This window comes from Sodaliphilus pleomorphus (genome assembly GCF_009676955.1).
In the GTDB taxonomy this organism is placed as follows: Bacteria; Bacteroidota; Bacteroidia; order Bacteroidales; family Muribaculaceae; genus Sodaliphilus; species Sodaliphilus pleomorphus.
Map to the genome: position 1 here is coordinate 3,299,441 of NZ_CP045696.1, position 22,272 is coordinate 3,321,712.

Sequence of the window (22,272 nt, forward strand, 5' to 3'; positions counted from 1 at the left end):
ATTTTAAATTCTTGCCACCTGCTATTTTACATTGGAATCGCACATCTTATTAATTGCCGCAACCACGCCATGCTCCCCACCATGTGCTTAATTTGTATTTGATCTAAATTGCAATGTTGTGCAAAGTTGTCGTTTTTTGTGTGGATTATTGAGCTTTGAAATTCTTGTTTTGGAAAACTTTTACAATGGTTTAAATTGTTAAACTATTGATATTAAGAGTTGTATGTATATGAATTGGAAATTTTAATTTTTCAAAGCAAATCTTTGTTTTAAAAAATGATTGTTGCTAAATTTGCGCTGGTTTCGCCAAAAAAAATAATTTAACACATACTATTATAATATACTTTCAAAAGTGAACACAACGACATACACTTATGAAGAAGCTTATGAAGCCACACTCAAGTATTTTGGTGGCGATGAGCTGGCAGCAAGGGTCTGGACGAGCAAGTATGCTCTGAAGGACTCGCTGGGACATCTTTATGAGCTTACCCCCGACGACATGCATCACCGCATCGCCCATGAGATTGCACGCATAGAGAACAAGTATCCCAATCCAATGAGTGAAGAAAAAATCTTCGGCTTGATAAAGCATTTTCGCTACATTGTGCCACAGGGCAGCCCTATGGCGGGCATTGGCAACAATTTCCAAGTTGGCTCGTTGTCCAATTGCTTTGTCATTGGCCTTGATGGTTATCCCGACAGCTACGGGGGCATCTTGAAGATCGACGAAGAGCAGGTTCAGCTCATGAAACGACGTGGTGGTGTGGGCCACGACTTGTCGCACATTCGCCCTAAAGGCTCTCCGGTGAAGAACTCGGCTTTGACCTCGACAGGACTTGTACCCTTCATGGAACGCTACAGCAACAGCACCCGCGAGGTTGCTCAAGACGGGCGCCGCGGTGCGCTCATGCTCACGGTGAGCATCAAGCATCCCGATAGCGAGGCCTTTATCGATGCAAAAATGACCGAGGGCAAGGTCACTGGCGCCAATGTGAGCGTGCGCATCGACGACGATTTCATGAAGGCTGCCACCGAGGGAAAGAAATATGTTCAACAATACCCCGTGCATGCCGATTCCCCCCTGTATAAGAAAGAAATCGACGCCTCGAAGCTGTGGGGCAAAATCGTGCACAATGCTTGGAAAAGCGCCGAGCCTGGCGTTTTGTTCTGGGACACGATCATTCGCGAGTCGGTGCCCGACTGCTATGCCGACCTCGGCTTCCGCACGATTTCGACCAATCCTTGCGGAGAGATCCCGTTGTGTCCCTACGACAGCTGCCGCTTGCTTGCTATCAACTTGTATTCCTATGTCGAGAATCCGTTTACCAAGGAAGCTCGATTCAACTTCGATTTGTTCAAGGAGCACATTGGCTACGCCCAGCGCATTATGGACGACATCATCGACCTTGAAATGGAAAAAATCGAGAAAATCTTAGATAAAATCAAGAGCGATCCCGAAACGTTGGAAGTGAAGCAAACTGAGTTGAACTTATGGAACAAGATACGCAACAAGACCTTGAAAGGCCGCCGCACGGGCGTGGGAACCACTGCCGAAGGCGACATGATTGCCGCCATGGGACTGCGCTATGGCACCGAGCCTGCTACCGAGTTCTCGGTGAGTGTGCATCGCGCACTGGCACTGGCCGCCTATCGCTCTTCGGTCAACATGGCCAAAGAGAGAGGGGCTTTTGAAGTCTACGATGCGCAGCGTGAGAAGAACAATCCCTACATCAACCGTCTCAAGGAGGCCGACCCCGAGCTGTATGACAGCATGGTGAAGTACGGCCGCCGCAATATTGCCTGTCTCACAATCGCACCCACAGGCACCACCAGCATCATGACGCAGACCACGTCGGGCATCGAACCTGTCTTTCTTCCTGTGTACAAGCGTCGCCGCAAGGTGAATCCTAACGACAAAGATGTGCATGTCGATTATGTCGACAGCACAGGCGATGCCTTTGAGGAATATATCGTCTACCATCCTAAGTTTGTCACCTGGATGCAAGTCAACGGCATTGAGGTGCGGCATGACTACACGCAGCAGCAGCTCGATGAGATTGTAGCCAAGTCTCCCTACTACAAGGCTACGTCCAACGATGTTGACTGGGTTGAAAAAGTGAAGATGCAGGGTGCCGTGCAAAAATGGGTCGACCACTCGATAAGCGTTACAATCAACCTGCCTAACGACATCAGCGAGGATATGGTGAACAAACTTTATGTAGAGGCGTGGAAGGCTGGTTGCAAGGGATGCACTGTGTACCGCGATGGCTCTCGCTCGGGTGTGCTTGTCACGCTCACCAGCGAGGACAAGAAAAAAGAGAAAGAGAAGCAGGCACACTACATGGCCGAAGAAGAGCACATCTTGAAGCGCCCGATTGTGCTTGACGCCGATGTTGTGCGTTTCCAGAACAACAAGGAGAAGTGGATTGCATTCATCGGCCTCATCGACGGACGCCCCTACGAGATATTTACCGGTATTGCCGACGACGAAGAGGGCATTTTCTGTCCTAAGTCGGTAACCAAGGGCAAGATTATCAAAGTCATAGGAGAGGATGGCGAGAAACGCTACGATTTCCAGTTTGTGAACAAGCGAGGGTTTAAAACCACTATCGAGGGCTTGAGCGAGAAGTTCAATCCCGAGTTCTGGAATTATGCCAAGCTCATCTCTGGTGTGCTGCGCTACGGCATGCCTATAGCCCAGGTGCTGAAATTGGTGAGCAGTCTTGAGCTCGACAATCAGTCGATCAATACCTGGAAAATGGGTGTGGAGCGTGCCCTCAAGAAATACCTGCCCAACGGCACCAAAGCCAAGGGCAAGAAATGTCCCAATTGTGGCCAGGAAACCCTTATCTATCAAGAGGGATGCTTGATATGCACCAATTGCGGCACGTCGCGCTGTGGCTGATGCTTTCAGTCATTTGAACTGAAGATTGGTTACAAGGGGTCGAAAAGCAATTTTTGGCCCCTTTAATTTTGGCATTTTAACCTTTTGCAGTAACTTTATGACTTAAAAAGAAAACCTATGAGGGCCATATTCACTATCAACTACGTCACGCAGTGGGGCGAAAACCTGTTTCTTGTTTCAGACAGCGACGGGGCCTCGCATGCAATGACCTTTCACGACAATTTTTATTGGTCGTGTGAGTTGGAGGCTGGAGACGACTTTGTCTACCATTACGAGGTCAATGCTGGCGTGCGAGTGCGTATCGAGCCCTTTGGTCACAACCTTTCATTCTGCCGCAGCAACACACTCGATGAGGTGACGCTGCTCGATTCATGGCAAGATTATGAGAGCGACAACATTTTTTGCACATCCCCATTCCAGATCATGTTTCCACGCAAGCGACCGCGCCGTGTGGACAAATGTGTGATGCCGTCGCATGTTACGCTAAGGGTCAAGGCGCCTGCAATACCGCCTGAATATGCCCTGTCCATAACTGGCGGCTCGTTGCAATTGGGCAACTGGCAACCGCAAAAGGCGGCAAGATTGATTCCTGCCGATTTTCCGTATTGGACTGTGTGTCTGCAGCCTGAGGGCGTTTATGAGTTCAAGTTTATTGTAGTCGACCGCGAGAGCGGCGAACTTGTAGCTTGGGAAGAGGGCGACAATCGCGAGCTTGCGGTTACATTTCCGCACAATAGTGCACTTGTTGTCACAGGGCTGAAATTCCGCAATCCGCTCAGCAAGTGGAAATGTGCAGGAACTGCTGTGCCTCTCTTCGCTTTGCGCACAGCATCTGACTTTGGCGTTGGCGACTTTGCCGATATCCCAAAGATTGTCGACTGGGCCACACGCACTGGGCAGCACATCATTCAATTTTTGCCCCTAAACGACACCACCTCGCTCGATAGCTACCACATGTCACATCCCTACAATCCTGTCTCGGCATTTGCCTTGCACCCCATCTACGTGCGTCCACCCAAGGCAGGCGTGTTAATCGATAAAAAGCTCATGGCGCGATTCACACAGCGTGCCATGCACCTCAACAGCATGAAGAGTATCGATTATGGAGGTGTATTGAGGTTGAAAATTGACTATATGCGTGCTATTTATGAGGATAACATTCAAGCTATTCTTAAAGATGTAGCATTCTGTGATTTTGTCGCGGCCAATGCCAGTTGGCTTCGTCCCTATGCAGCTTTTTGCATCCTTCGCGACAGCAACGAGACGCAGTGCTTTGAGCACTGGGGGACGTACTCGGTTTATGACGAGGACAAAGTCTCGGCCTTCCTCGAGGCGCAAACCCATGAGGCCAATTTTGTGTTTTTCTACCAGTACACTTTGCACAAGCAACTTGCCGAGGCAGTGCGATATGCCCACGAGCACAATGTGTTGCTCAAGGGCGACTTGCCCATTGGGGTGAGCCCACACAGCGTCGATGTGTGGTGCGCCCCGGCAATGTTCGACATGAGCAGGCAAGCTGGTGCGCCTCCCGACTATTTCTCTCAACACGGGCAAGTGTGGGGATTCCCGCTATATGACTGGAAGGCAATGGAGCAAGACGGCTATAGCTGGTTTAAAGCTCGTGTGCGCAACATGGCGCAATACTTCGATTGCTGCCGGCTCGACCATGTGATGGGGTACTTTCGCATGTGGGCTGTGCCTTTGGGTCAGAGCGAGGGTGCCTGTGGACACTACGTACCCTGCATTCCCGATGTGCCCATCGAGGTCAACGAACTGCTATGGAAGCAAAACGGCCTCAATCATCTTGGCGCCATTGTGAAGGCAACGAGCATGCTCCTTTGCGGCGAAAACATTGGCACTGTGCCGGCTGGGGCCGACGATGTTTTGAAGCAACTGGGCGTTCTCTCCCTGGAGATTCAGCAGTTGCCACGGGATGGATATCCTTTCCGATGGCCCGACACATTTCCTTACATGAGTGTGTGTTCTACTTCCAACCACGACATGAACGTGCTGAGAAGCTGGTGGAAACATGACTATACTGCTGCTCAGCAATTTTATGACTTGGTACTGCATCACGATTTAACAGCGCCCGACGAGGCCACGCCCGACATGTGCGAGGAAATACTTGCCCAGAACCTGGGCTCAAGCTCGATGCTGGCTATATTTCCCATACAAGACTGGCTGTCGATCGATGCCGACCTGAGGAACCCCGACCCCGACAGCGAACGTGTCAACAATCCCATGAGCGTGGACAACCGGTGGGATTATCGCATGCACATTCCCCTTGAGACGCTTGTGGCCGCTGCCGAATTCAACAAGAGGGTGAGAATGCTCATTGCACAAAGTGGGCGGTGAAACCCTGTTTTCAACACTTAGACTTGCGATTTAAGCTTGCAATTGTTAATTTTGCAATTGCATAGTACAATCATTATTTAAATCAGCTTATAACTCAGCTCGTCAATGAAAAAAAAAGTCATGCTGGTTTTTGGGACTCGGCCAGAGGCTATAAAAATGGCTCCGCTGGTGATAGAGCTTAAAAAACACAGTGACCAAGTCGAAACAATAGTTTGTGTCACAGGCCAGCACAGGGAAATGCTCGACCAGGTGTTGAAGGTCTTCAACATCACCCCCGACTGCGACCTCAACATCATGAAATCGGGACAAGATCTATATGATGTCACCACACGTGTCCTGCTTGGCATGCGCGAGGTGCTCAAGCAATACACTCCCCACGTGGTGCTCGTGCACGGCGACACGACAACAAGCACAGCAGCTGCGCTTGCGGCTTTTTATCAGCACATTCCAGTGGGGCATGTCGAGGCAGGTCTCAGGACTCACAACATATACAGCCCTTGGCCCGAGGAGATAAACCGCCAGCTCACAAGCCGCCTTGCCTTGTTCGACTTTTCGCCCACAGCGACGAGTCGCCAGAATCTTCTCGACGAGGGTGTGCCCGACCATCGCATTGTCGTGACTGGCAACACTGTGATAGATGCCCTCCACATTGTGGTTGACAAGATCAAGAGTGACGGTGAGCTTAAGAGCGCTATTGTGCACGAGCTCGCTGCTTTTGGCTATGACACTTCCCGCTTGTCGGGCCACAATCGCAGGCTTGTTCTTGTCACGGGACATCGCCGCGAGAACTTCGGTGTGGGATTTGAACACATCTGCCAGGCTATCAAGACACTGTGTGAGAAATACCCTGGTGTCGACTTTGTGTATCCCATGCATCTGAATCCCAATGTGCGTACCCCGTTACGCATAACATTTGGTATCGATAGATCCCGAACAGCTAATCTTTTTTTGATAGAGCCACTTGAGTACTTGAGCTTTGTTTATCTCATGAGCAAGGCCTATCTTGTGCTCACCGATAGCGGTGGAATCCAGGAAGAGGCTCCCGGGCTTGGCAAGCCAGTGCTTGTGATGCGCGACACTACCGAGCGCCCCGAGGCTGTGACTGCCGGCACAGTGAAACTTGTGGGTGCCGACTATTGCAGGATTGTCGACAGCGTGTCGCAATTGCTCGATGATGCTGCAGCCTATGGGGAGATGAGCCATTCGGTTAACCCCTATGGCGATGGCCATGCCAGCCAGCGAATAGTAGAACATTTAATTCATTCATTATATAATTTATGACCAAGATGAAAGGTAAGATTTTAGTGACTGGAGGAACCGGTTTTATCGGTTCACACACTACGGTTGAGTTGCAAAATGCAGGCTATGAGGTCGTAATCATCGACAATCTGTCCAATAGCAACCGCGAAGTGCTCGACGGTATCGAGCACATTACAGGCATTAGACCAGTCTTTGTTGAGGGCGATTGTGCCAATATCGACACATTGCGCCAGCTATTTAAGGAAAATCCTGGGATAAATGGCATTATTGACTTTGCAGCAAGCAAGGCTGTGGGTGAGTCGGTACACAAGCCCATTTTGTATTATCGCAACAATTTAAATATTCTGCTCAACTTGCTTGACTTGATGCCTGAGTTTGGAGTCAAGGGCTTTGTTTTCTCCTCGTCGTGCACCGTCTATGGCGAGCCCGATGTGAATCCTATCACCGAAGATGCCCCTATCAAGAAGGCAACTTCGCCCTATGGCGAGACCAAGCAGGTGAGCGAGGACATCATTCACGATGTCATTGTCAGCGGTTCCCCCATCAAGGCCATCATTTTGCGATACTTCAACCCGATTGGCGCTCATCCAAGCGGAGAAATAGGGGAGTTGCCCAATGGCGTGCCTCAAAATCTTGTGCCTTATCTCACACAGACGGCCATTGGCATACGCAAGGAGCTCAGCATCTTCGGCGATGATTATCCCACACCCGACGGGTCGTGCATACGCGATTTCATCAATATCGTAGACCTTGCCAAGGCTCACGTCAAGGCGCTGGAGCGCATGCTCGACGACAAGAGCGACAGCAATCTCGAGTATTTCAACATCGGTACCGGCGAAGGCCTTTCGGTGCTACAACTGCTGCATGCCTTTGAGTCGGCAACAGGCGTTAAGGTTCCTCACAGGATTGTGGGGCGCCGTGAAGGCGACATTGTGAAGATATGGGCCGATCCAACCAAGGCCAATACTGTGCTGGGCTGGAAGGCTGAGGTCTCCATAGCCGACACCATGCGCAGCGCTTGGAACTGGCAGAAGAAGCTGCGTGAGCGCGGTATCATGTAGCAGGTGGTAAGACTGCAATAAAGAAAAAAGCCTCCTCATGCTCGATTTTTTTGTAGAGCTTTGGAGGCTTTTTTGTCGCATTACTTGATTTCACAGGTTTCCATATTCAGGTATCTCTGGTAGAAAAACGATGCGCTTGTTTGCATAGTCGTTGCGGCAGCAATAATGCACCATGCCATTGGAAATCATGAGATACCGGGCCATTATCACCTGGTTGTAGTGCAGTATGATTTGGTCAAACACGGCCTGGTCGATTTTGATGTTGGGGGCTTTGTATTCTACAATGACAAGCGGCCTGCCACAGTTGTCGGCCACAAGGCTGTCGCACCTTCTCTTGATGCCGTTTTGCACGAGCGACACCTCATTGGCCATAAGTCCGCGGGGATAGTGCTTGGCCTGGATGAGATATTCCACAAAGTTTTGACGCACCCATTCCTCGGGTGTCAGCCTTACAAACTTGTGGCGCAGTTGGTCGTATATAGCTGTGGCGCCACTTGGGTCGTGCTTTATATTGAACTGATATTCAGGAAGATTTAATTTTGCCATCTTTAAAAAATTTGCACAGGTCGTAAATAAGTCGTAAATTTAGCAAATAAAAATCACATAGTCAAAAGAAGCAATGCCTGCACGACGAGAAGATGTCACATATTTTTCACTGCGTAATGAAATTCTTCAAAAGAAGTTTCGTCCCATCTATTTGTTGCAAGGCGACGAGCCCTACTATATCGATCAGCTTAGCGACTTGATTGTAAATAGTGCACTTGGCGAGGATGAGCGTGATTTCAATCTCACAATATGCTATGGAATGGATGTTGACATCCGCAATGTGATTGCAACCTGCAAGCAATATCCGGCCATGTCGCAATATCAGGTGGTTGTGCTCAGAGAGGCCCAGAATGTGGGCAAGGCGCAAAACAAGCAGAACGTGTCCGAGCTCAACACTCTCAAGTTCTATGCCGAACGCCCGTTGCTGAGTACAATTCTTGTTGTGTGCTACAAGGGAGGCTCTTGCAAGTCGACCGAGTTTCTCAATGCCATGAAGAAGGCCCAAAGCGGTGTGGTGCTCACCTCCAGCAAGGTGAGAGATTACCAAATGCCGCAAGTCGTGAAGGACTACTGCATGTCGTTGAAACTGAATATCGACGACAAGTCGGTGCGCATGTTGTGCGACTCGATTGGGGTAGATATTTCACGCATGTTTGGAGAAATCGACAAGCTGAAACTTCTCGTCGGGGCGAGCAGCCGCATCACGCCCGCATTGATCGAGGAGAACATAGGCATCAGCAAGGACTACAACAATTTTGAGCTCGAGGACGCCCTCATTGCCCGCGACCAGGCCAAGGCCTATAGGATAATCGACTACTACAAAAAAAATCCCAAGAGCAATCCCGTGGTTGTGACCATCAGCATGATATACGGGTTTTTCAGCAATGTGCTCTTGCTGCGCACGGCACGCGACAAGACCGATGCCGGGCTCATGGCCCAGTGCGGCACCCGCTCGATGTTCCGCATCAAAAAATTCAAGGAGGCTGCCCGCACCTATAGCACGAGAGGCTGTGTCAATATCATCAGCTACTTGCGCGATTGCGACGTGCAAAGCAAGGGCCAGGGTTCGAGGCAAGACCCCTACGACCTGCTCTTTGACTTGATCTATAAGATTCTACACAGTTAGCTCTGCCTTTTTGGTTTTATGAGCTGAAAATTTTGTAACTTTGCAGTATAAATTAAATATCGTAAAGAGAAATTTTCCATATTATGGCCGATTCACCATTATTGCAGCGTCTTGAAGGGCTTGACGCCCGTTTTGAAGAAATCAAGACACTCATCACCGATCCTTCTGTCATTGCCGACCAGCCACGCTATGTGAAGCTCACCAAGGAATACAAGCATCTCGAGGACCTTCTCAAGGTTGCCAATGAATATAAAAAAATAACAGGCGACATTGCCGAAGCCAAGCAGCTGCTTGAGGAGGAAACCGACCCCGAAATGAAAGAGATGGCCAAGGAGGAAATCGAAGCCAACCAGTCACAGCTGCCCAAGCTTGAGGAAGAAATCAAGCTCAAACTCATCCCCGAGGATCCCGAGGACAGCAAGAATGTGGTGCTCGAGATACGCGGAGGCACAGGCGGAGACGAGGCCTGCCTCTTTGCCGGCGACTTGGCACGCATGTATGTGCGCTTCTGCGAGCGCAAGGGGTGGAAGGTAGAGATGTCGAGCTGCAGCCCAGGTGCAGCCGGAGGCTACAAGGAGGTGGTGTTCAGCATCACGGGCGACAACGTGTATGGCACGCTCAAGTATGAGAGCGGCGTGCATCGCGTGCAGCGTGTGCCGGTGACCGAAACACAGGGTCGTGTGCACACAAGTGCAGCCTCGGTAGCCGTGCTGCCCGAGGCTGAGCCCTTTGAGGTGCACATCAACGAGGGCGAAATCAAGTGGGACACCTTTCGCAGTGGCGGTGCTGGCGGCCAGAATGTGAACAAAGTGAACTCGGGTGTACGTCTGCGCTACATGTGGACCAATCCCAACACAGGCGAGCAACAAGAAATACTCATTGAGTGTACCGAGACACGCGACCAGCCCAAAAACAAGGAGCGCGCTCTGGCACGCCTGCGCACATTCATCTATGATCACGAGCACCAGAAGTATGTCGATGATATTGCCAATCGTCGCAAGACACTGGTCTCTACAGGCGACCGATCGGCCAAGATACGCACCTACAATTACCCGCAAGGCCGCATTACCGACCATCGCATAGGTTACACAGTCTATAACCTGCCTGCCTTTATGGATGGCGACATCCAGGACTGCATCGACCACTTGATTGTTGCCGAGAATGCCGAGAAGTTGAAGGAGGCTGAGCTGTAACCGCGTCTCGCCGTCAACTTTTAAAAATAAGAGACCACGCCTAATGTTGTAGATCATGGGAATTTCTGCACGTAATATTATCAATGCATGTTATGGGGGATGCCGACGTTTCCCGGCGTCGGTGTGCATGCTTGTGATTATGGTTTTTTCTGCCATATGCTGCAATCATTATCCCACATTGCTGCAAGATGGCGTTTACTTCTTTCTCATTTTCTATCCTGCTACCACGGCATTGCTGTGCATTTCGCTCAAGTTGTGGCAAGAAGAGGAGAATGACTTGCGCCGTCGTGTGATTGTACAGGCAGTGGCCCACGTTGTGTGGCTTGTCGCCTGCTTGTACTTTTCGAGCAAGGTGCCTTTTGATGCCAACCTGCCTGTTTCTTTCGCAATTGCGGCCGCTGTGCTTTCTATCGTGCTCTCGTGCTGGCTGCTATCATTCTATAAGGCACCCGACGACACACAATTGTGGAATTTCATGTGGCACACTACGGTTTCGGTTGTTGTGTGTGCGGGCATTGCACTGGCGCTTTTTATAGCGCTGGGCATCCTCATTCACTCTTTTAGAATGCTTTTCGGGCTGATTGCGACCGACAAAGTCTTTTCCGACGTTTTCATCCTGTGCTTTGGGCTGCTTGCCCCCTTGCTGTTCATGCAACTCATCCCGGCAGGAGACCGCAAGCATGATGGCAGTGTGCACACCAACCGTTTCCTAAATGGAGTTACACACTACCTTGTTGTTCCTCTTGTGACTATCTATGTGTTAACGCTTTACGTTTATGCCATTAAAGTGTTGATTCGGTGGCAGCTGCCCGACGGCTGGGTGAGCACTCTCGTAACGGTGCTCATGGCGCTCATGCTCATTGTCATCTTCCTCATGTATCCCACACGCAATGATGTCAAAATGAGGTTCAATCGTGTGGTATTGCGTTGGCTTCCCGTCGTCGTGCTCCCGCTACTCGTTTTCATGACGATAGGTGTTGCGCGCAGATTGGTTGATTACGGGGTTACCGTGTTTAGGCTCTACTTGGCTTTGTTCAACTTGTGGTGCTATGTAGTGTGCATTGTGCTGATTGCGACTCGCTGCAAGCGCTTCGGGTGGATAATTTCCTCGTTTGCGCTGGCATTTCTTCTCTTCTCTGTAGGTCCTTGGAGTATGGGCAATGTTACCCGCTATTGCTTGCAGAAGCAGGTGAAGAGTGCTTTGGTTGCAGCAGGCTGCAGCAGGTTGCCTCTCGGCAATGTCGATTATTCACGATGCATGAAGCAACTTCCCCCCGACAAAGCGCTTGCAGTCAACAGCAAGCTTTTGTATCTTAGAGATAATTATGGCTCAGAGGCGACTGCGAGGTTGGTCGACTCACATGTTAGTCTGGAATCCGTTATCGTCAACGACAGCCTCACTGATGATACTTTTTATACCAATTACTATTTCGACCAGTTTGTCGACATTCCCGAGAAGGTTTCCAAAGTGAGGTATGTCACGCAGAGTGCCTTTTTCAATGTTAATGGCGGAACTTGTAGTTTCACTGTCTCGGTCGACGACCGGCAATGCCATTTTAAGATTTCGACTGCCACTTTGCACAACATGGAGCAAGCTGCAGGCAAGATGCCGTTGTTGTTGAAGTCGAAAGAAGGCAATGTGTTGTGTGTCTACAGGCTGCGCTTTGATCGACACGCTGGTGGCAGTGGGATAGTCGAGGGTTTGCTATTTATCTGATAATATTATAAAAGTTATGACGAGAGAAGAACTGTTCAGTCAAATCAAGCTCAAGCGCAGTTTCCTGTGTGTGGGGCTTGACCCTGATTTGGAAAAAATGCCTGCTTCGCTCAACGGAAACTTGTTTGAGTTCAACAAGGCAATCATCGATGCAACCGCACAGTATGCGATAGCTTTCAAGCCCAACATGGCTTTCTACGAGGTGCAAGGGGCAAGCGGTATAACGGCTTTTGAAGACACGGTAGCCTACATCAGGGCACATTATCCCGATATCTTCATCATAGCCGATGCCAAGCGCGGCGACATTGGCAACACGAGTAAGATGTATGCTCGCAGTTTCTTTGAGACAATGGATGTCGATGCCCTCACCGTGGCACCCTATATGGGCGAAGACAGCATTACCCCATTCCTGGGTTACAAAGGGAAGTGGGTGGTTGTGCTTGCGCTCACGAGCAACAAGGGATCGCTCGATTTTCAACACGTTGAAGATGCTCATGGTACTCCTCTCTACATGACTGTGCTCCAAAAGACCAAGCAGTGGGGCAGTGCCGACGACATGATGTATGTGTGCGGGGCTACTCAAGCCGCCTTGCTGGCCGACATACGCAGGGTTGTGCCACAGCATTTCTTACTGGTGCCTGGCGTGGGGGCTCAAGGCGGCAGCCTCGAGGAGGTGGCTAAGTATGGCATGAACAGCCAGTGCGGCCTCATTGTGAACTCATCGCGCGGCATCATCCATGCTTCGCGCGACGATGATTTTGCCCAGGTGGCAGCACTCAAGGCTCGTGAAATGCAGCAGAAGATGCAATCGTTGCTGCAGGACATATTATGATTGCATTGAAGAATTTTTTCATCAATTAAGGTTCTATAAGGTAATTATTTTATAACTTTGCATTCAGCTAAGGTTTAGCAATCAATCATCTAAATATATTATATTTAACTCTCATTAAAATGACTAACGTTACAAACTACAATTTTGCTGGAAAAAAAGCACTTGTGCGTGTTGACTTCAACGTTCCGTTGAACGATAAGGGTCAAATCACCGACGATACCCGCATTCGCGGAGCTCTGCCCACCCTGAAGAAAATCTTGGGCGATGGCGGCAGCCTCATCATTATGAGCCACATGGGCAAGCCCAAGGGCAAGGTTGTTCCTTCGCTGTCGCTCAAGCAAATCGTTGATGCAGTGAGCGAGAGGTTGGGCGTGAAGGTGCAATTTGCTCCCGACTGCGCCAAGGCTGCCGACCAGGCTGCTGCATTGAAGCCCGGCGAGGCTCTCTTGCTCGAAAACCTTCGTTTCTATCCCGAAGAGGAAGGCAAGCCTGTGGGTATCGACAAGACCGATCCAAAATATGACGAGGCTAAGGCTGAAATGAAGAAGCGTCAAAAGGAGTTTGCCAAGACACTGGCCAGCTATGCCGATGTGTATGTGAACGATGCCTTCGGCACTGCTCACCGCAAGCATGCTTCGACTGCTGTTGTGGCCGACTATTTCGACAAGGATAACAAGATGGTGGGCTTGCTCATGGAGAAGGAACTCAAGGCTGTTGACAATGTGCTCACCAACATCAAGCGCCCCTTCACTGCCATCATGGGTGGCTCTAAGGTGTCGACCAAAATCGGTATCATCGAGAATCTTATGGAAAAGGTTGACAACCTCATCCTGTGCGGAGGCATGACCTACACTTTCATGAAGGCTATGGGTGGCAAGATTGGCAATTCAATCTGTGAGAACGACAAGCTCGACTTGGCACTCGACATCATGAAGAAAGCCAAGGAAAAAGGAGTGAACCTGGTGCTCGGTGTCGACAGCGTGTGCGGCGATAGCTTCAGCAACGATGCCAAGACACTGGTGTGTGCAAGCAACGAGATTCCTGATGGATGGGAAGGTCTTGATATCGGTCCCAAGACTCGCGAGATCTTTGCCAATGCTATCAAGGGTGCTAAGACCATCTTGTGGAACGGTCCTGCCGGTGTGTTTGAATTCGATACATTCGACAAGGGGTCGCGTGCAATTGCCGATGCAGTTGTAGAGGCTACCAAGAATGGAGCTTTCTCGCTTGTTGGCGGCGGCGACTCGGTGGCTTGCGTCAACAAGTTTGGCCTTGCCGACCAGGTTTCCTACGTATCTACTGGTGGCGGTGCACTTCTCGAGGCTATCGAGGGCAAAGTGTTGCCCGGTGTAGCAGCCATCAAGGGCGAGTAATCATCGGCTAGATTATAGTAAGTCAAAATAAAAAGGCGTGTCACATCATTACACATGTGATGCGCCTTCATTTGCTATGATGCACTCACCATAGTGTTTCACTTTTCCGCGATTTTTTGGTATTTAATTTGATATTTTTTTTGTATTTAATTTGATTCTTTTTATTTTTGCAAAGAAGTAACATAAATCATTCTAAAAAATTTTTTTATGAAGAGAATCGTTTTTTCGATGTTGATTGCCATCATGGTCAGTTTGAGTTTTTCGGCTTATGGTCAGAATGGCGGTTGGCTCATTAGCACAGGAAATAGTGTGAGAGTACGTTACCAGCCCAGTTTGAGTGCTGGCTACTACAGTGTGCGCATGAACAAAGGCCAGAGTGCGCAATGGTTTGACTATCGTGACGGGTGGTACAAGATACGCATCGGACAGGACGAGGGTTGGGTGTCGGCGCAGTATATGCGCAGCGCCACTCAGGACCAGGCTGCGCGTTGGGTGTGGATTTCAGGCGACCGCGTCATCTTGCGTTTGTCGCCAGGTGGCAAAGATTCAGGACTGCGCGCCTACACAGATGACACCTACCGCTATTGTGGGCACAAAGGTGAGTGGTACAAAATACGAAGAGGCAAGCACTACTATTGGGTATCGAGCCAATATTCATGGCTCACTGGCGACATGTAGCGAGGCCTTCAAGGGCAATATTGCTTGTTCGCTTTTCTCCTTAAGCCTTGGCCAATATCTAATTGCCTGATCGGGTGGCGAAATCAAAGAAATGACGCAGAGCATGCACTGCATGCTCTGCGTCTAATATATTATATGCTTCAAAGTGATTTACTTCAACAGTTTGGTCACTTGGGTTGAACCATCGGTGTAAGTGGTCACTATGATGTTGACCCCCTTTGCAGGCTTGGTGCGTAGCTTGCCGGCAAGATCGAAGTACCTTGTGGAGGCAACCGCCTTGGTCGTATGAGGATTATCTGCCGAAGTCACTACATCTCCACTTTCGGTATATTGTGCAATGGCCATTGGTACAAGTGCACGAGCTGAAAATGATTCCCAGCTCTTCTTTGGACTCCAAGGGAAAAAAAGATAGGTAAAAATTTCTTGTTCTTTGGTTGCATCATTCTCATAGGTGAGATTTTCTTGCGCCCAATCCTCGATGCAAGCGATGGCTTTGCTTGTAACATAGGTCATTGTGGGTTGATATTGCTCAGCGGTCTTAAGCTCGTTGAGCTGCTGCTTATCGTAGGTGCCATCATCGAGAAAATTGAGCGAATGATAGAAAGTGCCGCCACGCAGCCCGCGGCTGTTCACCACTGAGCCGTCGGGTTTCACACGCTTAGCAGGTAGAGTGATTATATTGTTGTCGTGGAAAACAACATATTTCATTTTCAGCACCTCGTTGGGACGGGGGTGGATGAGGAAGTGTGTTTCGTGCGAGCCGAAGTTGGCGGGCAAGTAGGTGTTGAGCATGGTTGTATATCCACCTTGCAGGTCGGCAGCGTTGGGCATGCGGTCGGTTTCGATCACAGGATTCAAGTACATGTATCCACCATTGGCATCGGCTATCGAGTTGCAGTACTTGCCGATTATTGTGCCTCCAGGTATCAACTTGCCCACATAGTCGCTGGCCTTGTACCTTTGGGGCAGCAAGATGGCAATCCAGTTGTATTGTTTGAAAAGGGCAGGGTTGTCTACGACAAGATGGTTTGCAATCTGCTCCTCGGTGGGCATCTGCTTTCTTGCGTCGGAGATTTCTTTTTCGGAGCGTGCTATGAGCAGGCTGTTGCCATTTAACGCAGCCGATTGCACCCCTACAAGGTTGTCGGTGAGCTCGAAGGAGAACGAACGCACATAGTTCTCAGCATAGGCAAGGTCCTCAGAGCTAATTTTTTTCTCCCTCACCATCACGGTTGCAACTTGATAGCCCCCCCAATTGGACACAAAGTAAAAATGGTCGGAATTCAGCCTGACTACGCTGCCCGAACTGCCCCCTGTGTGAATGGACGGATTGCCGTTTCCATGAATCACTTCGCATTCGGGGCCGTAATCGCCACCAGAATAAGCAAACCCATTATTTTTGATGTCTTCCATCTTCACCATGTTGAGCACATTGCCAGCATCGTCGACAATCGTGATGCGTGCCCCCCGTGGCAAATTGAGGCATCCGTCACCATACTCAAGCTTGGAAGTCTCGTTGAGTTTCACAATTGCAGTAAAACCATTCTGAGAGGTCTTGAATGACTTGCTATCACCATCTACTGGAGCCCATTGCAGGTTGCTTCCAGTGAAATCAAAGGTGGTTTCACGTGCCCATGTAGGCACACTGCTCATTAGCCCTAAGATTAAGGCGAAAAAAACTTTTTTCATTATAATGTTAATTAGTAGTGTTAGTTTATTGCTTTTGATTTTAAATGAAAATGGCTCATTGTGATAGAAGTCCTTATGCGCTTTCCGTCATGATAAGTCAATCCTACATTTTTTCGGCCGCAAAGGTAAATACATATTACCAAATATGCAAATTTCTTATTCTGAAATATGACAATCAGAACACCCGCATCTAACAATCGAAACAATAAATTATGAAAATTAATAGGCCCTGAAGTTGTTCCAAACGGTTAATAAGGGCAGAAATATTGTTTAAGCTATATTACAAAAGCACTCCCCACGGCCACATCATGCGGGCGTGAGGAGTACCTGGCTGATAAACAAATATCGTATTATATTTATTATATGAGCAAAACCACGTTGTCGAAGAACAGCTTCACCGAGATGGCCATCAGGATGATGCCGAAAAACTTGCGGATGAAATAGATGCCGCTGGCGCCCAGCAGTCGCTGGATAAAATCGGTAGCCTTGATGACGATGTAGACCCATGCCATGTTGAGCGCAAGAGCGATCATGATGTTGATGTCGGCATACATCGACTTCAGCGAGATGAGCGTGGTGAATGTGCCTGCACCGGCCAACAGGGGAAAGACAAGCGGCACAAGTGTAGCCTCCTTCACAGGACCGTTGTTTTTGAATATCTCAATGTCGAGTATCATTTCCAATGCCATGAAAAAGATGAGAATGGAACCGGCCACAGCAAACGACTGGATATTGCACCCAAACAGCTTCAAGATGAAATTGCCGCCATAGAAGAAACCCACCATCAAGCCCCACGACAAGAAGGTCGCCTTGTTGGCACTCACTGTCTTGCCCTTAGCCTTGAGTTGCAAAATGATGGGAATGGACCCAATGATATCGATGATACCTATGAGTACAAGAAAGGTTGATAAAATCTGTTGAAAATCGAGTTTGTCAAATCCCAGCATAAATAGTCCCTATATTTTGATGTTTTAGTTAGTAGAACAATTTCTTGCTTACAAAATTAGGCAAAAAAGGCGAGCAGGCCAAACACCTAAACAAATCTAAAAAGTGTGTACAGGTGTCGTGTCTTGCTAAAAATTGATAATGTGTTGCGATTAGTTGTCGATACAAGTTATTTTATTTAACTTTGCATGGTTTTCCCGACTATAGGTGAAAGCCATCAAAATATATAAAATATATAAATTGATGAGAAATTTTAAAAAGGCAACCTTGATTCTCGAAGATGGCAGCACATTTGAGGGAATTTCTTTCGGGGCCGAGACCTCGCGTTCGGGCGAGGTAGTCTTCAACACCGCCATGACGGCTTATCCCGAAAGTCTCACCGATCCTTCCTACATGGGTCAAATCCTTGTTTCAACTTACCCTCTCATTGGCAACTATGGTGTTCCGCCACGTGTCACGACCGACGGCATGAGCGACTTTCTGGAGAGCGAAAGAATCTTTCCCGAGGCCATCGTGTGCCAGGATTACTCGTGGAACTACAGCCACTGGGATGCTGCCAGCAGCCTTGCCGACTGGCTCAAGGATGAAGGCGTGATAGGGCTAAGCGGTGTCGATACCCGCGCACTCACCAAGATATTGCGTGAACGGGGCTCAATGCTGGGGAAAATCGTAGTTGAGGGCTCTGGCGACATCGACTTTTACGACCCCAATAAGGAAAATCTTGTGGGCAAGGCAAGTTGCAAAGAAATAAGAGAATATGGCAAAGAAAACAAGACCAAGGTGCTCTTGCTCGATTGCGGCGTGAAAAACAACATCATCAGGTGCTTGGTGCGTCGTGGAGCCCATGTGATAAGGGTGCCTTGGGACTACGATATCAATGCTGTCGACTACGATGGTCTGTTCATCGCCAATGGTCCTGGCAATCCCGACTATGCCGAGCGCACGGTAGAGAACATACGCCGGGCCTTTGTCATAGGCAAGCCCATATGCGGCATCTGCATGGGTAATCAACTCCTTTCCAAGGCTGCAGGCGCCACGATCTACAAGTTGAAGTATGGACATCGCAGCCAGAACCAGCCGGTGAGAGAGGTGGGTACCGACCGTTGCTACATCACATCGCAAAATCACGGTTTCGCAGTCGATGTGTCTACGCTCGACCAAGATTGGGAGCCCTATTTTGAGAACATGAATGATGGCACCAACGAGGGAATACGTCACAAGTACAAGCCTTTTTTCTCCACCCAGTTCCATCCTGAGGCCTGTGGAGGCCCCACCGACACTGAATTCATCTTTGACAAATTTATGGATTTATTAAAATAAAAGCCTGAGATATGAATAAAAACGAAAATGTTAAAAAAGTATTGATATTGGGCTCGGGAGCTCTCAAGATAGGAGAGGCTGGCGAGTTTGACTATTCAGGTTCTCAGGCATTGAAAGCCCTGAAAGAGGAAAACATAGAAACTGTTCTCATCAATCCTAACATCGCAACGGTGCAGACCAGCGAAAGCTTTGCCGACAAAATCTATTTCTTGCCCGTTACACCATATTTTGTAGAGAAGGTCATTGCCAAGGAGAATCCTGACGGAATATTGCTCTCGTTTGGCGGACAAACCGCACTCAATTGTGGCGTTGCTCTCTACAAAGACAAGATCCTTGAAAAGTATAATGTGAAGGTGTTGGGAACTCCCGTCGAAGCCATCATGAACACCGAGGACCGCGAGCTGTTTATTGAAAAGCTCGACGAAATCGATGTCAAGACGATAAAAAGTGAAGCCGTTGAGAACCTCGACGATGCTATCAGGGCTGCCAACGAAGTGGGATATCCGGTGATTGTGCGTGCTGCCTATGCCCTCGGAGGACTGGGCAGCGGCTTCTGCGACAATGAACAGGAGTTGAAAACGCTGGTTGAAAAAGCACTCTCGTTCTCGCCTCAAGTCCTGGTCGAAAAATCGCTCAAGGGCTGGAAAGAGATTGAATATGAGGTAGTGCGCGACCGCTTCGACAACTGCATCACGGTGTGCAACATGGAAAATTTTGATCCTCTGGGCATTCACACGGGTGAGAGCATCGTTGTGGCACCATCACAGACGCTCAACAATGCCGACTACCACAAGCTGCGTGAGCTGGCTATAAAGATCATACGCCATATTGGCATCATCGGCGAGTGCAATATCCAATATGCCTACGACCCCCAATCGATGGACTACCGCGTGATTGAGGTGAATGCCCGACTGAGCCGCAGCTCAGCCTTGGCATCAAAGGCTACAGGTTACCCGCTGGCCTTTGTGGCTGCCAAACTCGGTTTGGGCTATGGGCTCTTTGACTTGAAAAACTCGGTAACCAAGGTGACCAGTGCTTTCTTTGAGCCAGCCCTCGACTACATAGTGTGCAAAATACCACGTTGGGATCTGGGTAAGTTTCATGGCGTGAAGCGTGAGATAGGTTCATCGATGAAATCGGTGGGCGAGGTGATGGCCATAGGGCGTAGCTTTGAAGAGGTGATACAGAAGGGCCTGCGCATGATAGGTCAGGGCAAGCATGGTTTTATCGAGAACGCACCCATGTCGGTCGACGATGTCGACAAGTCGTTGAGAGAACCCACCGATCGCCGCATCTTTGTCATTGAGGCGGCTTTCCGCAAGGGTTACACCGTTGATCAAATTCACGACCTCACAAAAATTGACAAGTGGTTCCTCTACAAGCTTCAAAACCTGATAGAAACGGCTCAAGAGCTTGAAAGCTACAACGAGATCGATGCGCTGCCACCACAATTACTGCGACTGGCTAAGCAGCAGGGCTTCAGTGATTTCCAGATTGCACGTGCTGTGCTCAAGGAAAAGCTGGGCACAGGCCACGAGGGCAACTTGCAGGTGCGTGCTCTGCGCAAGAGCTTGGGCATTGTTCCCGTGGTGAAACAGATCGATACGCTTGCTGCCGAGTACCCAGCCAAGACCAATTATCTCTACCTCACCTACAACGGCAGCTACAACGATATCAACTATGAAAACGATGGCAAGTCGGTGATTGTGCTCGGCTCTGGAGCTTACCGCATAGGCAGCTCTGTCGAGTTTGACTGGTGTAGTGTCAACGCCTTGGCTACAGTGAAACGCGAGGGATGGCGATCGGTGATGATCAACTACAATCCCGAAACCGTGTCGACCGACTACGACATGTGCGACCGCCTCTACTTTGATGAACTCACCTTTGAGCGCGTGATGGATATCATCGACCTTGAGCAGCCTCATGGCACTATCCTCTCGACAGGTGGACAAATTCCCAACAACCTGGCCATGCGTCTCGATGCCGAGCATGTGACCATACTGGGCACTCAAGCCAAGGACATCGACAATGCCGAAGATCGCCACAAGTTCTCGGCAATGCTCGATCGCCTTGGCATTCAGCAACCCGCTTGGAGAGAGCTCACGTCGATGGACGACATTCATGAGTTTATCGACGAGGTGGGCTATCCTGTGCTTGTACGTCCGTCCTATGTGCTGTCGGGGGCTGCAATGAATGTGTGCTCCAACGATGAGGAGCTGGAGCGCTTCTTGCGCTTGGCTGCCAATGTGTCGCACGAGCATCCGGTGGTAGTGACGCAATTCATTCAGAATGCCAAGGAAATTGAGTGGGATTGTGTAGCTCAAGATGGCGAGATTAAGCTGTATGCATGCAGTGAGCACATCGAGTTTGCTGGCGTCCACTCGGGTGATGCCACAATCCAGTTCCCTGCGCAGAAACTCTATATCGAGACCGTGCGACGCATCAAGAAAATTAGCAGCAAGATTGCAAAGGCACTTCACATCAGCGGGCCGTTCAACATTCAATACATGGCCAAGAACAACGACATCATGGTCATCGAGTGCAACCTGAGGGCATCGCGTAGCTTCCCGTTTGTGTCCAAAGTGTTGAAGCTCAATTTTATCGACCTGGCTACTAAAGTCATGCTCGGCATTCCCGTTGAGAAGCCAAACAAGAATATCTTTGACTTTGACTACGTAGGAATCAAAGCTTCGCAGTTCTCATTCTCAAGACTGCAAGGGGCCGATCCTGTGCTGGGAGTCGACATGTCGTCGACTGGCGAGGTAGGTTGCCTGGGTGAGAACACAAGCGAGGCTCTGCTCAAGTCGATGCTCTCGGTAGGGCTTCGCATTCCGCGCAAGGGTATCTTGCTAAGCACTGGTACGGCTAAGCAGAAGGCCGACATGCTGGATGCCGCCATCAAACTGTCAAACAAGGGATACAAACTATATGCCACAAGCGGCACGCACAAGTTCTTGAACGACAATGGAGTGCCGGCAATATTGGTGCACTGGCCCAGCGAGAGTGACCAGGAGCCACAGGCACTCGACCTCTTGCACCACAAGCAGATTGACTTGGTCGTGAACATCCCTAAGAATTTTACCCCCAGGGAGCTTACCAACGGCTACAAAATCAGGCGTGCAGCTGTCGATTTGAACGTGCCGTTGATTACTAACGCTCGACTTGCGGCTGCATTTGTCGATGCATTCTGCGACATGAAGCTTGACGACATTGAAATCAAGAGCTGGGACGAATACTAAAAAATTGTCAGCCGGTTCACTCATTATAAGTAT

The 22,272-nt window shown here is 49.4% G+C and carries 15 protein-coding genes; 12 read left to right on the plus strand and 3 right to left on the minus strand.

Features of this window, described 5'->3' with window-relative positions:
• Window positions 1-352 precede the first annotated feature (352 nt).
• The 4 genes from GF423_RS13840 (at window position 353) to galE (ending at window position 7,581) form a co-directional block, all read left to right on the plus strand.
• The gene (locus GF423_RS13840) at window positions 353-2,905 is read left to right on the plus strand and encodes an adenosylcobalamin-dependent ribonucleoside-diphosphate reductase (protein WP_154328909.1); all 2,553 of its coding nucleotides are present in this window, start codon (window positions 353-355) and stop codon (window positions 2,903-2,905) included.
• Window positions 2,906-3,022: 117 nt separating this feature from the next.
• A complete protein-coding gene (locus GF423_RS13845) occupies window positions 3,023-5,260 on the plus strand; it encodes a 4-alpha-glucanotransferase (protein WP_154328910.1) in 2,238 nt (745 codons plus the stop codon).
• Window positions 5,261-5,365: 105 nt separating this feature from the next.
• Window positions 5,366-6,541 (plus strand): non-hydrolyzing UDP-N-acetylglucosamine 2-epimerase, encoded by a 1,176-nt coding sequence (gene wecB / locus GF423_RS13850; RefSeq protein WP_154328911.1) that lies wholly within the window; start codon window positions 5,366-5,368, stop codon window positions 6,539-6,541.
• Between the two features lie 5 nt (window positions 6,542-6,546).
• Entirely contained in the window at window positions 6,547-7,581 is a 1,035-nt protein-coding gene (gene galE, locus GF423_RS13855; RefSeq protein WP_154328912.1) for a UDP-glucose 4-epimerase GalE, read from the plus strand.
• A 90-nt stretch (window positions 7,582-7,671) separates the two neighbouring features.
• On the opposite strand, the gene GF423_RS13860 is transcribed toward galE, so the two are convergent.
• On the minus strand, window positions 7,672-8,127 hold the full coding sequence (locus tag GF423_RS13860; RefSeq protein WP_154328913.1) for a type I restriction enzyme HsdR N-terminal domain-containing protein: 456 nt from the start codon (window positions 8,125-8,127) through the stop codon (window positions 7,672-7,674).
• Between the two features lie 73 nt (window positions 8,128-8,200).
• Between GF423_RS13860 and holA the strand changes: the two genes are divergently transcribed.
• The 6 genes from holA to GF423_RS13890 all read left to right on the plus strand — a co-directional run bounded on the left by holA (window position 8,201) and on the right by GF423_RS13890 (window position 15,046).
• Window positions 8,201-9,253, plus strand: a complete 1,053-nt coding sequence (holA, locus tag GF423_RS13865) for a DNA polymerase III subunit delta (RefSeq protein WP_154328914.1) — start codon at window positions 8,201-8,203, stop codon at window positions 9,251-9,253.
• 83 nt (window positions 9,254-9,336) lie between these two features.
• Window positions 9,337-10,446, plus strand: a complete 1,110-nt coding sequence (gene prfA, locus GF423_RS13870) for a peptide chain release factor 1 (protein WP_154328915.1) — start codon at window positions 9,337-9,339, stop codon at window positions 10,444-10,446.
• A 55-nt stretch (window positions 10,447-10,501) separates the two neighbouring features.
• Window positions 10,502-12,163: a DUF4153 domain-containing protein gene (locus tag GF423_RS13875; protein WP_154328916.1), complete on the plus strand. Its 1,662-nt coding sequence runs from the start codon at window positions 10,502-10,504 to the stop codon at window positions 12,161-12,163.
• A gap of 16 nt (window positions 12,164-12,179) precedes the next feature.
• Window positions 12,180-12,995 carry an orotidine-5'-phosphate decarboxylase gene (gene pyrF, locus GF423_RS13880; RefSeq protein ID WP_154328917.1) on the plus strand — a complete coding sequence of 272 codons (816 nt, stop codon included), beginning with the start codon at window positions 12,180-12,182 and terminating at the stop codon, window positions 12,993-12,995.
• A gap of 119 nt (window positions 12,996-13,114) precedes the next feature.
• Entirely contained in the window at window positions 13,115-14,368 is a 1,254-nt protein-coding gene (locus tag GF423_RS13885; protein ID WP_154328918.1) for a phosphoglycerate kinase, read from the plus strand.
• A gap of 309 nt (window positions 14,369-14,677) precedes the next feature.
• Window positions 14,678-15,046: an SH3 domain-containing protein gene (locus GF423_RS13890; RefSeq protein ID WP_154328919.1), complete on the plus strand. Its 369-nt coding sequence runs from the start codon at window positions 14,678-14,680 to the stop codon at window positions 15,044-15,046.
• Between the two features lie 150 nt (window positions 15,047-15,196).
• Here the strand turns inward: GF423_RS13890 and GF423_RS13895 are convergent, their stop codons facing one another.
• Together GF423_RS13895 and GF423_RS13900 are read right to left on the minus strand one after the other, a co-directional pair.
• Window positions 15,197-16,699, minus strand: a complete 1,503-nt coding sequence (locus GF423_RS13895; RefSeq protein ID WP_154328920.1) for a hypothetical protein — start codon at window positions 16,697-16,699, stop codon at window positions 15,197-15,199.
• Between the two features lie 395 nt (window positions 16,700-17,094).
• Complete coding sequence (locus GF423_RS13900; RefSeq protein ID WP_154328921.1) at window positions 17,095-17,682, minus strand: MarC family protein; 588 nt, start codon at window positions 17,680-17,682, stop codon at window positions 17,095-17,097.
• A 241-nt stretch (window positions 17,683-17,923) separates the two neighbouring features.
• On the opposite strand from GF423_RS13900, the gene carA reads away from it, so the two are divergent.
• Together carA and carB are read left to right on the plus strand one after the other, a co-directional pair.
• Window positions 17,924-19,000 carry a glutamine-hydrolyzing carbamoyl-phosphate synthase small subunit gene (gene carA, locus GF423_RS13905; RefSeq protein ID WP_154328922.1) on the plus strand — a complete coding sequence of 359 codons (1,077 nt, stop codon included), beginning with the start codon at window positions 17,924-17,926 and terminating at the stop codon, window positions 18,998-19,000.
• A gap of 11 nt (window positions 19,001-19,011) precedes the next feature.
• Window positions 19,012-22,239, plus strand: a complete 3,228-nt coding sequence (carB, locus tag GF423_RS13910) for a carbamoyl-phosphate synthase (glutamine-hydrolyzing) large subunit (protein ID WP_154328923.1) — start codon at window positions 19,012-19,014, stop codon at window positions 22,237-22,239.
• Window positions 22,240-22,272: the final 33 nt, after the last annotated feature.